This is a genomic window from Micromonospora sp. NPDC050397 (assembly GCF_044901685.1).
Taxonomy (GTDB): Bacteria; Actinomycetota; Actinomycetes; order Mycobacteriales; family Micromonosporaceae; genus Micromonospora_G.
Genome location: NZ_JBJDPS010000003.1, coordinates 613,456 through 627,855, shown reverse-complemented (window position 1 = coordinate 627,855; position 14,400 = coordinate 613,456). Strand labels below are relative to the sequence as shown.

The 14,400-nt window shown below is 68.8% G+C and carries 14 protein-coding genes and 1 riboswitch; of the genes, 8 read left to right on the top strand and 6 right to left on the bottom strand.

What is annotated here, in order from left to right:
• Both ACI2K4_RS13785 and ACI2K4_RS13780 read right to left on the bottom strand, forming a co-directional pair.
• Positions 1-1,020, bottom strand: a complete 1,020-nt coding sequence (locus tag ACI2K4_RS13785; protein ID WP_404511814.1) for a coiled-coil domain-containing protein — start codon at positions 1,018-1,020, stop codon at positions 1-3.
• A gap of 15 nt (positions 1,021-1,035) precedes the next feature.
• Positions 1,036-1,166, bottom strand: a riboswitch (cyclic di-AMP (ydaO/yuaA leader).
• Positions 1,167-1,406: 240 nt separating this feature from the next.
• Positions 1,407-1,601, bottom strand: coding sequence for a hypothetical protein (locus ACI2K4_RS13780; RefSeq protein ID WP_404511050.1), 195 nt, complete (start codon positions 1,599-1,601; stop codon positions 1,407-1,409).
• Positions 1,602-1,806: 205 nt separating this feature from the next.
• Here ACI2K4_RS13780 and ACI2K4_RS13775 point away from each other — a divergent pair, with 205 nt between their 5' ends.
• Positions 1,807-2,478 carry a dienelactone hydrolase family protein gene (locus ACI2K4_RS13775; RefSeq protein WP_404511048.1) on the top strand — a complete coding sequence of 224 codons (672 nt, stop codon included), beginning with the start codon at positions 1,807-1,809 and terminating at the stop codon, positions 2,476-2,478.
• Positions 2,479-2,531: 53 nt separating this feature from the next.
• Positions 2,532-3,164, top strand: a complete 633-nt coding sequence (locus ACI2K4_RS13770) for an NADPH-dependent F420 reductase (RefSeq protein WP_404511046.1) — start codon at positions 2,532-2,534, stop codon at positions 3,162-3,164.
• 33 nt (positions 3,165-3,197) lie between these two features.
• On the opposite strand, the gene ACI2K4_RS13765 is transcribed toward ACI2K4_RS13770, so the two are convergent.
• On the bottom strand, positions 3,198-4,433 hold the full coding sequence (locus ACI2K4_RS13765) for an AI-2E family transporter (protein ID WP_404511044.1): 1,236 nt from the start codon (positions 4,431-4,433) through the stop codon (positions 3,198-3,200).
• Positions 4,434-4,690: 257 nt separating this feature from the next.
• On the opposite strand from ACI2K4_RS13765, the gene ACI2K4_RS13760 reads away from it, so the two are divergent.
• From ACI2K4_RS13760 to ACI2K4_RS13750, 3 genes are read left to right on the top strand one after another with little or no spacing between them, the layout of a single operon-like run.
• Entirely contained in the window at positions 4,691-5,419 is a 729-nt protein-coding gene (locus ACI2K4_RS13760; RefSeq protein ID WP_404511043.1) for a hypothetical protein, read from the top strand.
• The gene (locus ACI2K4_RS13755) at positions 5,401-5,646 is read left to right on the top strand and encodes a hypothetical protein (RefSeq protein ID WP_404511041.1); all 246 of its coding nucleotides are present in this window, start codon (positions 5,401-5,403) and stop codon (positions 5,644-5,646) included. Before ACI2K4_RS13760 ends, ACI2K4_RS13755 begins: the two co-directional genes overlap by 19 nt.
• The gene (locus ACI2K4_RS13750) at positions 5,643-6,272 is read left to right on the top strand and encodes a hypothetical protein (protein WP_404511039.1); all 630 of its coding nucleotides are present in this window, start codon (positions 5,643-5,645) and stop codon (positions 6,270-6,272) included. The genes ACI2K4_RS13755 and ACI2K4_RS13750 overlap by 4 nt, the downstream gene beginning before the upstream one ends.
• On the opposite strand, the gene ACI2K4_RS13745 is transcribed toward ACI2K4_RS13750, so the two are convergent.
• Positions 6,259-8,733: an ATP-binding protein gene (locus ACI2K4_RS13745; protein WP_404511037.1), complete on the bottom strand. Its 2,475-nt coding sequence runs from the start codon at positions 8,731-8,733 to the stop codon at positions 6,259-6,261. The genes ACI2K4_RS13750 and ACI2K4_RS13745 overlap by 14 nt on opposite strands.
• On the bottom strand, positions 8,733-9,182 hold the full coding sequence (locus ACI2K4_RS13740) for a hypothetical protein (protein ID WP_404511035.1): 450 nt from the start codon (positions 9,180-9,182) through the stop codon (positions 8,733-8,735). The genes ACI2K4_RS13745 and ACI2K4_RS13740 overlap by 1 nt, the downstream gene beginning before the upstream one ends.
• Positions 9,183-9,373: 191 nt before the next feature.
• On the opposite strand from ACI2K4_RS13740, the gene ACI2K4_RS13735 reads away from it, so the two are divergent.
• The 3 genes from ACI2K4_RS13735 (at position 9,374) to ACI2K4_RS13725 (ending at position 13,952) form a co-directional block, all read left to right on the top strand.
• Positions 9,374-9,775, top strand: coding sequence for a nucleotide pyrophosphohydrolase (locus tag ACI2K4_RS13735; protein WP_404511033.1), 402 nt, complete (start codon positions 9,374-9,376; stop codon positions 9,773-9,775).
• 131 nt (positions 9,776-9,906) lie between these two features.
• Complete coding sequence (locus ACI2K4_RS13730) at positions 9,907-11,823, top strand: DNA/RNA helicase domain-containing protein (RefSeq protein ID WP_404511032.1); 1,917 nt, start codon at positions 9,907-9,909, stop codon at positions 11,821-11,823.
• A 113-nt stretch (positions 11,824-11,936) separates the two neighbouring features.
• The gene (locus tag ACI2K4_RS13725) at positions 11,937-13,952 is read left to right on the top strand and encodes a DNA/RNA helicase domain-containing protein (protein ID WP_404511031.1); all 2,016 of its coding nucleotides are present in this window, start codon (positions 11,937-11,939) and stop codon (positions 13,950-13,952) included.
• On the opposite strand, the gene ACI2K4_RS13720 is transcribed toward ACI2K4_RS13725, so the two are convergent.
• A complete protein-coding gene (locus ACI2K4_RS13720; RefSeq protein WP_404511029.1) occupies positions 13,909-14,391 on the bottom strand; it encodes a hypothetical protein in 483 nt (160 codons plus the stop codon). The two genes, ACI2K4_RS13725 and ACI2K4_RS13720, sit on opposite strands and share 44 nt — an antisense overlap.
• Positions 14,392-14,400: the final 9 nt, after the last annotated feature.

The window sequence follows — 14,400 nt, the reverse complement described above, 5'->3', positions numbered from 1 at the left end:
TCAGAGCAGCGACAGGTGTACGTGATTCGTGTGGTCGCTGGACGGGTCGCCCTGCGCGGAGGAGTACGCCTTCCAGCCCGTCGCCGGGAACCAGATCTGCCGGTACCAGATCACGTAGAGGACGCCGAGCTGGTCGGCGTTGCGGACCAGGAACGCGGCCAGGTTGTTGCCGTACGTCCGGTCGCCGCCTTTCGCGTCACCGCCGAAGCCACCGGGCTCGGCGGAGAAGTCGCAGGCCCGCCCCTTGGGATGCTCGAACGGTCCGCCGCTGCGGTAGCAGGAGACGTGCCGGGTGAAGCCGAGCCGCCGGGTTTCGTTGAGCGCGTGCAACGCACGCGGGGTCAGGCAACCCCGGGTGGTCGGATCGCCCCGGTTGCACGACTGCGCCGGCCAGGAACCGTCCCGGTTGCGCGGGGCGGGGCTCGCGACGGGTGAGGAGGTGTTGACGAAGCCCTCGGTGCTGGCCCCACCGACGAGGGAGAGGGCCCGTTCCGCCGCCTCCCGTTGCTTGGCCATCACGGCGAGCTGCCGCTGCTCCTCGGCCAGGGCGGCGTCGGCGGCGGCCTTTGCCCGACTGGCCTGGTCGCGGGCCTCGCGAAGCTTGCGCAGCTTGCTGTTGTCACGCTGGGCGATCAGGTCGAGACCTTCGGCACGCTCCATGAACTCGTCCGGGCCGGCGCTGGCGAGCAACGCGCTGATCGGTCCGATCCGGCCGATCCGGTAGGCGCTGACCGCCACCTCGCCGACCTCGGGGCCGAGCGAGTCGAGCTGCTCCTCTATCCGCCGCAGCTCGTCGGCGTACGCGGCCTGGCGCTCCCGCGCGTTCCGCACGGCATTGCTCGCCGCGGCGAAGCCGCGACCGGTGGACTCCAGGACGTCACGTAAGAGGGGATTGCCGCCCTCGTCGCCGGTGGTGGCCGGTCCGGTGGGTGTGGCCGAGGCTGGCCCGGCGGCTGCCGTACCGGCGAGCACGCTGACCACGGTGAGCAGGGTCAGGGCCAGCGAGAACCGCTGACGCATGGGTGTCGTCACGCACGTTCCTCCCGTCGGCCGCCGACCGGGTTAGCTGACGGGTTCGGGACGGGAACGACCCCTACCGCGAGTGCGGATTCACCCCACCTACCTGGTTCCCCGGCTCGCACGAAGCGATTGGGCGGCGGTCGTCGCCGACAGCTCGAGGGGGTAACCACCGGGTCGGAACCGAGGGTGACATTACCGGATCAGTTGGACTTTTCAGGGCCAAATCTCCACTCGCCACGAGCGAAATCTTCTGGTATGAGACGGGACGATATGGGATGGGAAAGTTGAGCGTGGCTGACCGGGGAGTTGGACCCGGTCGAAAATCCCCGCCGGGCCCTCGTGCGAGGGTCCGACGGGGCGTCGTCCACGTGATGCCGGCTGTCGGGTCAGAAGCGGTCGCCGGTGGAAGGGACGCCGTTCTGGTCGTGCGGGGTGACCCGTCGTGGGTCGTCCGAGGCCCGTGCCTGGGCCGCGTCGTCCGCCCAGTCTCGCCCCGCGTTGTCACGTTTGTCGCGCTTGTCCTGCGGCGGGCTGGCGTTGGTACGTCCGGACTCCGACTTCGCGGATTTCTGGCGGCTCATGGGTTTCCTCACGATCGCTCGACGCGGGCCGCTGCCGCGGCCACCGTGGTCGTGTCCCTGCTCACCCGTTGGCCTTCCCGAACGGCGCGATGGCAAACGGCCCCTTCGGTAGGGGGCACCAGGCCGCGGCGCGGTCCACCTCGTCCCACCGGACGAGGTGGTCAACACCCGGTTGTTCGTCCCGACTCGGGGTATCGGAGACCGGGTGGAGACAGAGACGACCGAAACCGCTATCCCGGCCGGAGACGTGGAACTCGCCGCGGACCTGGTGACCCCTACCGAGGGGGCCGTCGGCGTGGTGCTGTTCGCCCACGGCAGCGGAAGTTCCCGGCGCAGTCCACGCAACGTCGCGGTCGCCCGGGTGCTCCACCGGCACGCGCTGGCGACCGTACTGGTGGACCTGCTCACCCCAGAGGAGAACCGGGTCGACCAGGAGACCGCCGAACTGCGGTTCGACATCGCGCGGCTGGCGGCACGGCTGGTCAGCGCCATCGACTGGCTGAGGAGGTCGCCCGACACGGCGGCCCTGCCGGTCGGACTCTTCGGGGCCAGCACGGGCGCGGCGGCGGCACTGGTGGCCGCGGCCGAGCGGCCGGAGCACGTACCGGCCGTGGTCTCCCGGGGCGGTCGCGCCGACCTGGCGGGTCCGGCCCTCTCCCGCGTACGGGCGGCGACCCTGCTGCTGGTCGGCGGGCGGGACGAGCAGGTGATCCAGTTCAACCAGCAGGCCCGCGACGCGCTCGGCGGGGAGGTGGAACTGCGGATCATCCCCGACGCGACCCACCTGTTCCCCGAGCCGGGTGCGCTGGAACAGGTCTCGGACCAGGCCGCCGACTGGTTCGCCGAGCGCCTGCCCAGTTTCGGGGCCGCGCCCTAGTTCCGGGGTCGGCGCCCGTTGTTCGGGCCGCTCCTCGGCGGGTAACCCGTGGCATGCACATCGGGATTATCGGGGCCGGCAATGTCGGCGGAACGCTTGCCCGTCGGCTCGCCGAGGCGGGCCACGAACTCGCGATCGCCAACTCCAGGGGACCGCAGACACTCCAGGACCTGGTGGGCGAACTGGGACACCGTACGCACGCGGTCAGCTCCTCCGAAGCGGCCCGCTTCGGTGACCTGGTGATCGTCGCGGTGCCGTTCGGTCGGTACAACGAACTGCCGACGGCGGAGTTGAAGGGCAAACCGGTCATGGACACCGGGAACTACTACCCGGATCGGGACGGGCACATCCCGGAGTTGGACCAGGACCAGACCACCTCCAGCGAGATGGTGCAGCAGCACCTGAAGGGCGCGCACGTCGTCAAGGCGTTCAACACCCTGCACGCGGAGAACATGCGCGACCATGCCCGTCAGTCCTCGGCCCAGGAGCGGTACGGCATCCCCATGTCCGGGGACGACCCCCAGGCCAAACGAGCGATCGCCGACCTGGTCGAGGAGCTTGGCTTCGAGCCGGTGGACGCCGGTGACCTGGCGACCGGCGGGCGCAAGCAGCAGCCGGGCAGCGTGACCTACGAGGCCGACTTCACCGCCGAGGAGTTGGCGGCGGCACTGCGCGAAAACCGCTGACCTGGTCGCGGTCATCCGCGCGGAGGACGTACGTCAGGTCGGTTCCCTGCCCTGCCGCAGCGCCGAGACCGTGTCGACCACCCGGTAGACCACCGCCGTGACCGGTACCGCGACAAACGCGCCGGGGATGCCGCCGAAGAGGGTGCCCGCGGTGACCGCCACCAGGATCACCACCGGGTGCAGGCGTACCTGTCGTTTCATGATCAATGGTTCGAGCAGGTTGCCTTCGAGCTGCTGCACCGCGATCACCACGACCAGCGTGAGCAGTGCCGTGGTCGGCCCCTTCGCGGCGAGGGCGACCAGCACCGCGACGCTGCCGGCGACGGTGGCACCGATGATCGGGATGAACCCGCCGAGGAAGGTGATCACCGCCAGCGGTAGGGCGAGCGGCACACCGAGCAGCACCAGCCCGAGACCGATGCCGATGGCGTCGATGGCCGCGATCGCCACCGTGCCCCGGGTGTACGCGCTCAGCGTGTGCCAGCCGTTCCGTCCCGCCTGCACGAACGCCGGCCGGGACCGGTCGCCGACCCGCCCCAGCACCCAGCCCCACATCGGGCGACCGTCCTTGAGCAGGAAGAACAGCAGCACGAAGATCAGCAGTACGCCACCGGCCACCTCGGCCGCCGTACGGGCACCGGCGATCGGGTCCGGCGTCGACCGGCGTAGCCCCTCGGTGGCCTGTTTGGTCCAGCGGTCCAACTGCTCCGGGCTGACCGGCAGGGAGTTGGTGACGAAGTCCCGAGTCCGGTCCAGCCCTTCGTCCAGTTGCTTGCTCAGGCTGGAGAACTGATCGGCGGTCAGGGTCCAGACCAGGTACGCCGCCCCGCCGATCACCGCCAGCAGCAGGAACAGGGAGAGCAGCGCCGCCACTGCCGGGGGCAGCCGCCACCGGCGCAGCCGTACGGCCAGCGGGTCGAGCATGGCGGCCAGGAAGAGGGTCGCGGCGAGTGCGATCGTCAGTGGCGCCAGCCGGGCGGCGACGGTGGCGAGCAGGTAGATCCCGGCCGCGACCACGAGTAGGCAGGCGCTCCAGACGACCGCCCAACGGAGGAACCAGGGCAGGCTCTCCCAGGTGCTGTGCACTCGTTCCTGGGCGCCCTGGATCCGCTCCAACCGGCCGTGGACCCGCCCCCGGGACGGCGAACCGTCCCGCTCCGGATCGCCCTGGTCCGGGTTCCTTCCGGGCTCTGCCCCGACGGCGTCCGGGTTCCTTCCGGGTTCCGCCCCGACGTCGTCCGGGTCGGGCGCCGCCGTGCCGTCAGACATCGGTGCCCGGCCGGTCGACCACGTTGATCACCGTCGTCCCTCTCGTCGTGCTCGCCAGTAAGCGCCGGATTACCCCGTCCGGCGCCCGCTGACACGTCTGGGGCTGGGTGTCGCGAGGTGTCGCGAACGCAACGGCCTGGTCCGGTCGGTCTGGTTCGGTCAACGTCGACCCGAGGGAGACGCGACCCCGGGCGGATCGGCGTACGTCGACCGTCCGGCTCTGGTGCGGCCGGTACGGGAGAGACAAGAATGCATCCATGACCGGCTCCGGCAGCGACGGGGCGCCGCGGCGAAGACTCGCCGTCGGCGGGGCGGACGTGGTCGGCGGAACGGACGCTGCCGGCAAACCGAATGCGGTCGGCACACCGGATGCGGTCAGCGAAACGGATGCGGCCGGCAAACCGGATGCGGTCAGCGAAACGGATGCGGCCGGCACACCGGACGCGGTCGAGCTGCTGGTCGACCGGGATTATCCGGTCGCGTTGTTGCTGGCCAGGGTCGCGGTCGCGGCGGATGCCGAAGTCGACGTACCGGAGCGGGCGGTGGTGTCGGCCATTCGCGCGCTACGGCTCGACGCGTACGCGGAGCCCGAACTCCGCCCGGCCCTGCTCGCGGCCGTACTGCGGGAACTTTCCGGGAGCGGGTGGCTGGACCGGAAGCCGGTCGGCCCACCACCGTCGGCCGGACCGTTCCTGCCCGAGGACGACCGGTGGGCCGGCTGGTGGCAGGAGGACGTGGTCGGCTGGCCGGAGCAGGCCGTACCGACCGTGGACCAGGCGGTCCGGGCGCTGCGGCGGATGCCGATCCAGCCCAGGATCGTCCTGGTGCTGCGGGACGCGGCCGGGCTGTCGCGCGACGATGCCGCACGGGTCTCCGGCCACTCGCCGCAGGAGCTGTCGCTGCTCCTCGAATCGGCGCGGGACTGGCTGGTCGGCTGCCTGGAGCCGGAACTGGGGGAGGCCGCGACGTGGGCGCGTCCGAGGTGAGCTGCGCGGTCGTGGTCGGCCTGATGGGGCGCTGGCGCGTCGGTGAGCTGGAATCCGACCGGGAGGCGTTCGAGGAGCACCTGATGTTCTGCCCGCCCTGTCTCGCCCACAACGACAAGGTGCGGATCGCCCTGCTCGGGCTGGCCGAGGCGGGGCGGAGCCGACCCGCACCCGAGGTACGTCGGCGCGTCCTCGACCGTGTCCTGTCCCGGACGGCCCCGGAATGAACCACTGGAAGTTCCTCCGCCGGGGCAGGGTCAGCCCGTTCACCGGATTCCGCTGGCCGGAGGCGGGGCAGTGGGTACGCGCCAGCGCGGCCGACCCGTGTCGCGACGGTCTCCACGCCTGCCGGCTCGAACAGTTGCCGTACTGGCCGAGCGACGAGCTGTGGGCGGTGGAACTCGCCGGCACGGTGGTGGAGGGCGAGCACAAGGTCAGCGCCACCGAGGCGCGGCTGGTCGGGCCGGTTACCGGCTGGGCGGAGGCCGCCACCGCCCTGGCCACCGCGTGCCTGGAGCGCACGGTCGGGCACGCGGCGGCGGAGCTGCGCGCCACCGATCTGGAAAGCTGGGCCACGATGCTGGAGTCGACCCCGACGGGAGAGCTGCCCGAGCGGGCGGCGGACCTGGCCCGGGCGGCGGGCGCGAGCCGGCGCCGGCAGGCCGAGACGCTCTGCCTGTACGTGGCCGACGCGGCCGAGGGAATCGCCACCTACCCGGTCGCGTCGATCATGTACATCGCGGCCCGAGCCGCCAACCAGCGCCGCTCCGGGCCGGACGACGATCCCTACCTGGCGGAACGGCGGTGGCAGGCCCGGTGGATCGCGGATCGGCTCGGGCTCACTCCGTCGTGATCAGACTCTCCAGGTCGCCCTCCGGAGGACCGACGTGCCGTAGGTGCCGCCGCATCCGGTCCATGAACGGGCTCCTCCGCTTGTCCAGCTCCTCTACCTCGGGCCCGCGCGGGAACAACCCTTCCGCCAACGCATCCCGATCGGTGGCCGCCAGGATCGACCGCAGCCCGTCGCGATCGGCACCCCCCGCGTGGACCGGCAGCGGCCTGGCGGCCATCGCAAAATCCACCGCCGAATCGAGTTCCCCGCTGGCGGCCAAGGAGATGATCTTGTCCACGGTCCGGGCGGTCACCTCGGCGTAGAACCGCCGGGTGTAACCGTCCGGCGGGTGCGGGCTGCCCTGGAAGCGGTAGGCGTTGGTCACGGCGGCGGCGTACTGGGCGGCGGCCGCGCCCCGGTCGCCGGTGAGCCAGTACCGGTCGGCGGCGACCCGATGCAGGCTGGCCAGGAGTTCGTAGTCCCACTCGCCGTCGACTTCGCTCAGCTCCCTGGCCCTGCCGGCCGCATCGGCGAGCAGCGACCGCGCTTGCGCCGTCAGGCCGCGTTCCACGGCGAGGTCGGCGCGCTCGAACAGGATCCAGGCGATCGTCCACTCGTCGGCGACGTCCTCGAAGTCCTCGACCGCGAGGTCGTAGTACTCGTCCGCCTCCGGGTCGCCCGGGTCGGCGTACCGCCGGGTGTGCGCGAGGAAGATCTTGATCAAACCATTGGTACGGGTGAGCTCGGCCGCCTCGGTGGAACTGAACCGGGTACGGGAACCCGGAGCCAGGCCACAGAGCTCCTGCACGAGCAGCAGCTTGGAGAAGAGTTCATCCCAGGGCGCGTCGGTGTTCTTGAGGTAGCCGACCGGATAGTGGTCCAACAGGAACAACAGCGCTTCGGCGAGTTCCTGGGCGTCCTCCTGCGGGCGCCCGAAGGCGGTCCGCTTCCCGCTCCGACTGCCCCACAACACCGCCGTACGTTCCCAGTCCTCCAGCAGCCGCCGGTTGAACGGGAACGGGTGGTAGTAACCCCACCACCAGAACGCGTCGAGGAACACCTGGACGAACCGTCCGAAGGTGACCTCCGGTTTCCCGGGAAGCTGAGCGGAGTGGTAGAGCCACTCCCGCATGTAGTCCTGCCACTCCGGGTTCTCGTACCGGTACCAGCGACCGTACGCGCCGACCGGGTCCTCGTCGCTGTCCTCCCCGACGTCGTCCCAGGCCTGGAGTACGCGGAAACAGTGCTGGGCGGCGCGACCGTGCAACTCCTCCCACCGCCTCGGCGCAACGGCCCGCTGCCGGCTCCCGAGGGACACCCGGATGAACTCGTGCAGGCGGAACCGGCCGGATCGGTCGTCGGAGGAGGACCGTACCTCCTGGATCAGGGCGTGGGCGCTGAGCGCGGAGATCGCCTGGCTCGCGTCGACCCGCTGCTGGTCCTCCTCGGTCAGCAGGTCGGCCAGCATGGGCTCGTCGAAGACCGTCGTCACCGCGGCCGCTTCGACGGCGCGGTCCAGCACCGGATCCTTGACCGTACGCAGGATCATGCCGACCAGGTCCGCCCAGCGGGCGTCGACGCTCTCCGGCAACCGGGCGAACTCCCGCCGCAGGCGGGACGCGGTACGCCGGGACACGTCGGACTCGCTGATCAACCGGGTGGCGAGGTCCACCCCACCGGGATGCCCCTCGGTGAACTCGTAGACCACGTCCGCCACCTCGGCGGTCACCGCGTACGCGCCGAGGTGCCGATCGAGGTAGGTGGCCACCTCCGCCGGGGTGAAGTTCGGCAACCGGCGTTGGTGCAGCCGGTCGCCGACGCTGGTGAAGTTGTGCGCGCTCGGCGTACGGGCCACCACGACCAGCGTGTTCGGCAACTGCTGGGCGAGCCGGACCACCCAGTGACCCATCTCGTCGTCGGCGATCAACTCGAACTGGTCGATCGTCACCAGCGCCGGACCCGCGCTGGTGTAACTGGTCCACGCCTTGACGAACTCCTCGTCCATCGCCGCCTGCGCCCGGCGCAACTGGTCCCTGACCGCCTCCACGCTGATGTTCACCGTGCTGTGCATCTCGACATCGGTCACGGTGGACCTGGCCCCGAGGCTGATCTGGTTCTGGACCAGGAAGTCCTCGGTCTGCTTGCCCTGCTGCTCGGAGACCAAACGGTAGCGCTTGAACTCGTCACCGAGCCGCGCGGCGATGCCCCCGAGCATCTGCCGGGACCACTCCAGCGTCTGCCGCAGTACGGCGGCACTCGCGTGTGGCCCGTAGTCGTCGATGTAACCCTCACCCACGCTCTTGAGCAGGGGGTTGAAGATCCGTACGCGACGAGGCACCGACTCCTCGGCCAGGCGCCGCAGAAAACTCGACTTGCCGATCCCGTGCACCCCGGTCAGGTCCAGCAGAGCACCGTCGTCACTGCTGGCGAGGAGTTGGAAGGTCTCCTCGATCTGGGCCTGCCGCCCGACAAAGTGCCGCATCACCGCTCCCCGGCATCGGTTTCGGATGGTGCGGGCAGTGTGGTCGGTTCGGTCGGCACTTGACTGCCGCTCGACATCGTCAAGCCCTCTATCACCGCGCCGCCGCGGCTCTTGATCGAGTTGGTGTTCGAAGCGGTCATTTTGACGTTCCGCGCGCGGAGTCTGCGAGTCTCGATGAAGTTGCCGCTGGCGGTCTTCTGCGTCGTGGTCGGCTCACGGCGGCGGAGGGTCAGGGCCCAGAGCAGACTGAGCGCGAACACCAGGCCGGCGAGCAGCCAGGCGTAGAACTGGCCGGCCGACGGTATGACGAACCCGATGAGGACGAGCAGGACCGCCGATCCCATCGCCACGAGCAGTAGATACTGACCCTTCAACTGCCGTACGACCTCTGCCGGTGCAGCGATCAGGCGGGCCCAACCGGGACCGCTCGGCGGCTGGATATCCGTCATGGTCACCTGTCCCGCTCGGTTGAACCGTCGACGTCGCACACATGGTGGCAGTGGGGTGGCTCGCATCAATGGCTCAGTAGAATTGCCGACAGAACGCGGCCGGACATGTCCGGTTAGCTGACTTCCGCCGATCTCTGGTAAGTGCGCCCGCCGCAAATGATCAGCCTGAGCGGCGGATAGTGTCGGCAGCTATGCACATCGAGCCCACCTCCGCTGACCTTCACGGACCCGAACTGGCCGAGCTGGTCGCCCGCCTGCGTACGTTTGTCGACGAGCGGGACTGGCAGCAGTTCCACACCGCGAAGAACCTCGCCATGGCACTCGCCGGTGAGGTGGGCGAACTGCTGGCGGAGTTGCAGTGGCTCACCCCGGAGCAGGCGGCCCGGGTGATGGACGACCAGGCGGCCGGCGCGCGCGTACGGGCCGAGATCGGCGACGTCATGATCTACCTGACCCGGTTGGCCGACGTACTCGACATCGATCTGGTGCGGGCGGCACACGACAAGCTCGACGATTCGGCCCGCCGCTACACGGTCGAACGGTCACGCGGCTCGGTCGCCAAGGTCCCACCCACTCAACCGTCGGGGTTGTAGCCCTCGGTTGATCTTCTGGCTACAGTCATGGCAACAAAGCGGTCCGACGGGCTTCCGAACCATGGATATGCCCCCCATCCGCACGATCGATTCGTGCTGCCCGGGGGCAACTGTCTATGTCGGCGTTCCGCATGTCCGCTGCTGGTCTACTACGCCTGGCCACCGAGGGCACCCTCGCCGAACGGGTGAACGAGCAGGTCCGGATGACACGCGGGTATGGTGCCGGCCAGGCGGAGCGGCGATCCTGGTCGCGCAGTCTTTCCGTGTTGGCGCAGGACCTGGTCGATGCCGGACTCGGTCAGGTCGAGGTGCTCGCCGAGTACCAGTTGCCGCTGACCAGCAAGCGGATCGACGCGGTCCTGGCCGGAGTGGATCCCCGTACCGGTGCCGACTCGTTCGTGGTGGTGGAGCTCAAACAGTGGTCGTACGCAACCGCCTACGAGGACTCGCGAACCCTGGTCGCGGTCGAGCACGTCAGCGGACCGCGACTGCACCCCGGTGAACAGGTCGCCGGCTACTGCACATACCTGACCGACTTCCTCGGCGTGCTCGACGAGGGTCACAACCCGGTGCACGGGCTGGCGTACCTGCACAACGCGGTCGACCGGGACGTGAGTGACCTGTTCGACCGCCCACCGACCGAGCAGAGCCTGATCTTCACCAAGCAGCGACGGGGCCAGCTTCTCGACTACCTCCGGGAGCGCCTCGCCCCGGTCCCCGGCGCGTCGGCCGCTGATTGCCTCCTGAGCAGCAGCGTTCGGCCGAGCAAGCAACTGCTCAGCCACGCGGCGACCGAACTCAAGGAACGTTCGAACTTCGTTCTGCTGGGTGAGCAGCGGGTCGCGTACGAGTTGGTGTTGCACTCGGTTGAGCGGGCGCGGTCGGCGGACCACAAGCGGATCGTGGTCGTGGCCGGCGGGCCGGGCAGTGGCAAGAGCGTGATCGCGCTTTCGGTGCTCGGCGAACTCGCCCGGCAGCAGCGTGGCGTGATGCACGCGACCGGCTCGCGGTCGTTCACCCAGACGCTGCGCCGATATGCCGGCCGTGGATCGACCCGGCTCCAGGCGATGTTCAAGTACTTCAACAGCTTCATGGACGCCGAGCGCAACGGCTTCGACGTGCTCATCTGCGACGAGGCGCACCGGATTCGGGAGACTTCGGTCAACCGCTACACCCAGAAGGCAAAGCGTGACGTCGCCCGGCCACAGATCGAGGAGCTGATCGCCGCCGCCCGCGTACCGGTCTTCCTGCTCGACGAACACCAGGTGGTGAAGCCGGGTGAGCTGGGCAGTGTCGACGTGATCTCGTCGCACGCACAAAAGCTCGGCCTGACCGTCGAGGTGGTGTCACTGCACGACCAGTACCGGTGCGGCGGGAGCGAGGTGTACGAGCGCTGGGTGCTGGAGTTGCTGGGGCTGACCGGTGACGGACCGACGACCTGGCAGGGTGACGGCCGTTTCGATCTGCGGTTGGCGGGATCACCGGAGGAGATGGAGTCGTTCCTCGCCGACCGGCAGCAGTCGGGCGAGACGGCCAGAATTTCGGCCGGCTACTGCTGGCCGTGGAGTGATCCTCGGCCCGACGACACCCTCGTGGCCGACGTACAGCTCGGTGCCTGGTCCCGCCCGTGGAACGTCAAGAGCGAACGGAGCGTGGGCGACGCTCCAGGCAGCGCGTTCTGGGCTACCGACCCGAACGGCTTCGGTCAGGTCGGCTGCATCTACACGGCTCAGGGCTTCGAGTACGGGTGGTCAGGCGTGATCATCGGTCCGGACCTGGTGGCGCGGGACGGGCAACTGGTGACCCAGCGGGATGAGTCGAAGGACCCGGCGTTCAAGAGCCGTAAGACGGTGAGTGACGAGGAAGCGGACCTGCTGATTCGCAACACGTACAAGGTTCTGCTGACCCGGGGCATGCGGGGCACCTTGATCTACTCCACCGACCCCGAGACCCGGGACTATCTGGCAAAACTGGTGCAGCCGCGGCACCGGGTGGAGACGGTCCACGAACCGGTCGCCCCCGGGGTTCACCGCGTGTCGAAGAGGTAGCGGTAGGTGGCCTCGCTGGCTACAGTCTGACCGGTTAGGCGGATCGACGGGCTTCCGACCGACATGGACACGCCCCCACCGCACGAGTACTCGTGCTGTCGGGGGTCCCATCGGTGTCGGCGTTCCGTACCTCGCCGGAGCAGGTCGCGGAGTTGATCAAGTCCCGCGAGCTGGTACCGGCGATCGAAGCCGTCCTGCTCGCCGGCGGTCACCGGTCGGAGCAGGCCGAGAAGACCTCGTGGATGAACAGTCTCTACGTGTTGGCGAAACTGCTGAGAACCGCCGGACTCGGTGACCTGGACATGCTGGTCGAGTACCAGCTACCGCAGACAAGTCGTCGGGTGGACGTCATTCTCGCGGGCGCCCATCCCGACACGGGCCGGGACTCGTACCTCGTCATAGAGCTGAAGCAGTGGTCCGGCGCGGCGGCTGTCGACGATGCGGAGCACCTGGTCGAGGCGAGAGGGTCCAAGAGGCTGCAACTGCACCCGACAACGCAGGTTCTCGGTTACTGCGACTACCTGGCCGACTTCCTTGCCGTGCTGTGGGAGTGGCCCGAGGCGTTACGCGGAACCGTGTTCTTGCACAACCTACGCGGTCGGCAGGCCGAAGAATTTCCGCGACTCGCCGAGACGGAGCAGAGCCGGCTGTTCGCCTGGGACGACCGGGACCAATTCATCCGGTTCGTCAAGGCGCACCTTCGTGCGGCACCGGGAAGGGGTGCCGCCGAGCGGCTGCTCGACAGCGCCGTACGGCCGAGCCGGCAGCTGCTGGCGCACGCGGCCGACGAACTCGCCGACCGCAGTCACTTTGTCCTGCTCGGCCGGCAACGAGAGGCATTCGAGCAGGTACGCCTGGCGGTACGACAGGCGCAGGCCGGGCGTAGGAAAAAGATCGTGATCGTTGCCGGTGGGCCAGGTAGCGGCAAGAGTGTCATCGCACTGTCACTGCTCGCCGCGCTGGCGAAGGAGGGACGCCTGGTTGCCCACGCCACCGGCTCTCGGGCATTCACCAGAAGTATGCAGCGGTACGCGGGTCGTGACCCTGAGGTTCGCAGACCACGTCAGGCGCCGCTGTTCAACTACTTCTACGACTACATGGATGCCCCGAGGGACAACCTCGACGTACTGGTCTGCGACGAGGCCCACCGGATTCGCGAGTGGTCGAAAAAGGGTGACGTACGTGGACAGGTGCCCCAGGTCGAGGAACTCTTCGACGCGGCCAAGGTGCCGGTTTTCTTCCTCGACGACCGTCAGGTCGTGCGTCCCGGCGAGATGGGTAGCGTCGACACGATCAGCCGCCGCGCCCGGGACGTCGGGTACGAGGTCGAGGTGATCAACCTCAATGGTCAGCACCGCTGCGGCGGCAGTGCCGAGTTCGAGCGGTGGGTGGACCACCTGCTCGGGCTGGCCGACGGGGATCCGTATCCCTGGCCCGGAGACGAGCGCTTCCATGTCGGTGTGGTGGAGACGCCCGAGGCGCTGGAGTCGCTGCTCGCCCGGCAACAGGGGGACGAATCCACCGCTCGCATGACCGCCGGGTTCTGCTGGCCCTGGAGCAAGAAGCCGTTGCCCGACGGCAACCTGGTGCGTGATGTCGAAATCGGTGACTGGAAGCGACCGTGGAACGCGTTCGAGGACTATCCCAGGGGCGGGATACCGACGAGTGCGTACTGGGCGACGGACCCGGCAGGCTTTGGACAGATCGGCTGTATCTACACAGCGCAGGGCTTCGAGTACGACTGGAATGGCGTGATCATGGGTCCGGACCTCGTGGTGCGTGGTGGTCGATTCACAAGCCGGCTCCACGCCTCACGGGACTACGCACTCAACGGCAAGGACCCGTTGTCGGGGGACGACGCTGGTCGGCTCATCCGGAACACGTACAAGGTTTTGTTCACGCGTGGCCTGAAGGGGGTGTTGCTCTACTCGACCGACGAGCAGACCCGCCGTTTCCTAGCCGATCTGGTCGGTCCTCCGCGTGTGATGCGCTCCGCCGTCGGTAAGGAACATGCTGGCGTCCATCGGATCAGGGAAGGTCGCCCGTCGACCAAGGTGCCAGATCGAAAGGCGCAACCAGGTCACTTCACTTCGGCAGAAGAACCTGCGCGACACCCGCGACACAACTGATGGCGGCCAACAGCAGACTGAGCCGGTCGAACCAGGAGCGAGCGCCGCTGGGGCTCGGGATTCCGCCGGAGGCGGTGGTCGCGGGCACCGGGGCACGGCGTGAATGGGTTGCTGGTCGTTGCCTGGCGCCCCGTAGTATGGGCGCCTCACTGGCGACTCGTCCTCCCGAGGCGACCGAGAAGACCCGTTGCAGTCGCTGCCAGCGATGGTCGTTGCAACCGATCAGCCAGCCCCAACGCGACTTCTTGCAAGCCGTGCCACGGTTCGTCTCTTCCCTGCAGCGCAGCGGCAGCATGAACGCGAAATAGGGGATAAGGAGCGATAGTACGGCGAAAAGTGCTCCTCTCGGCTCGTCCGCGATCCAGAAAAGCCCGATCAGCGCCAGGATGCCGCCACCGATGCTGAGTCTCTCGGCACTTGTCGTCCGATTTTTTGCCACGCTCACCCT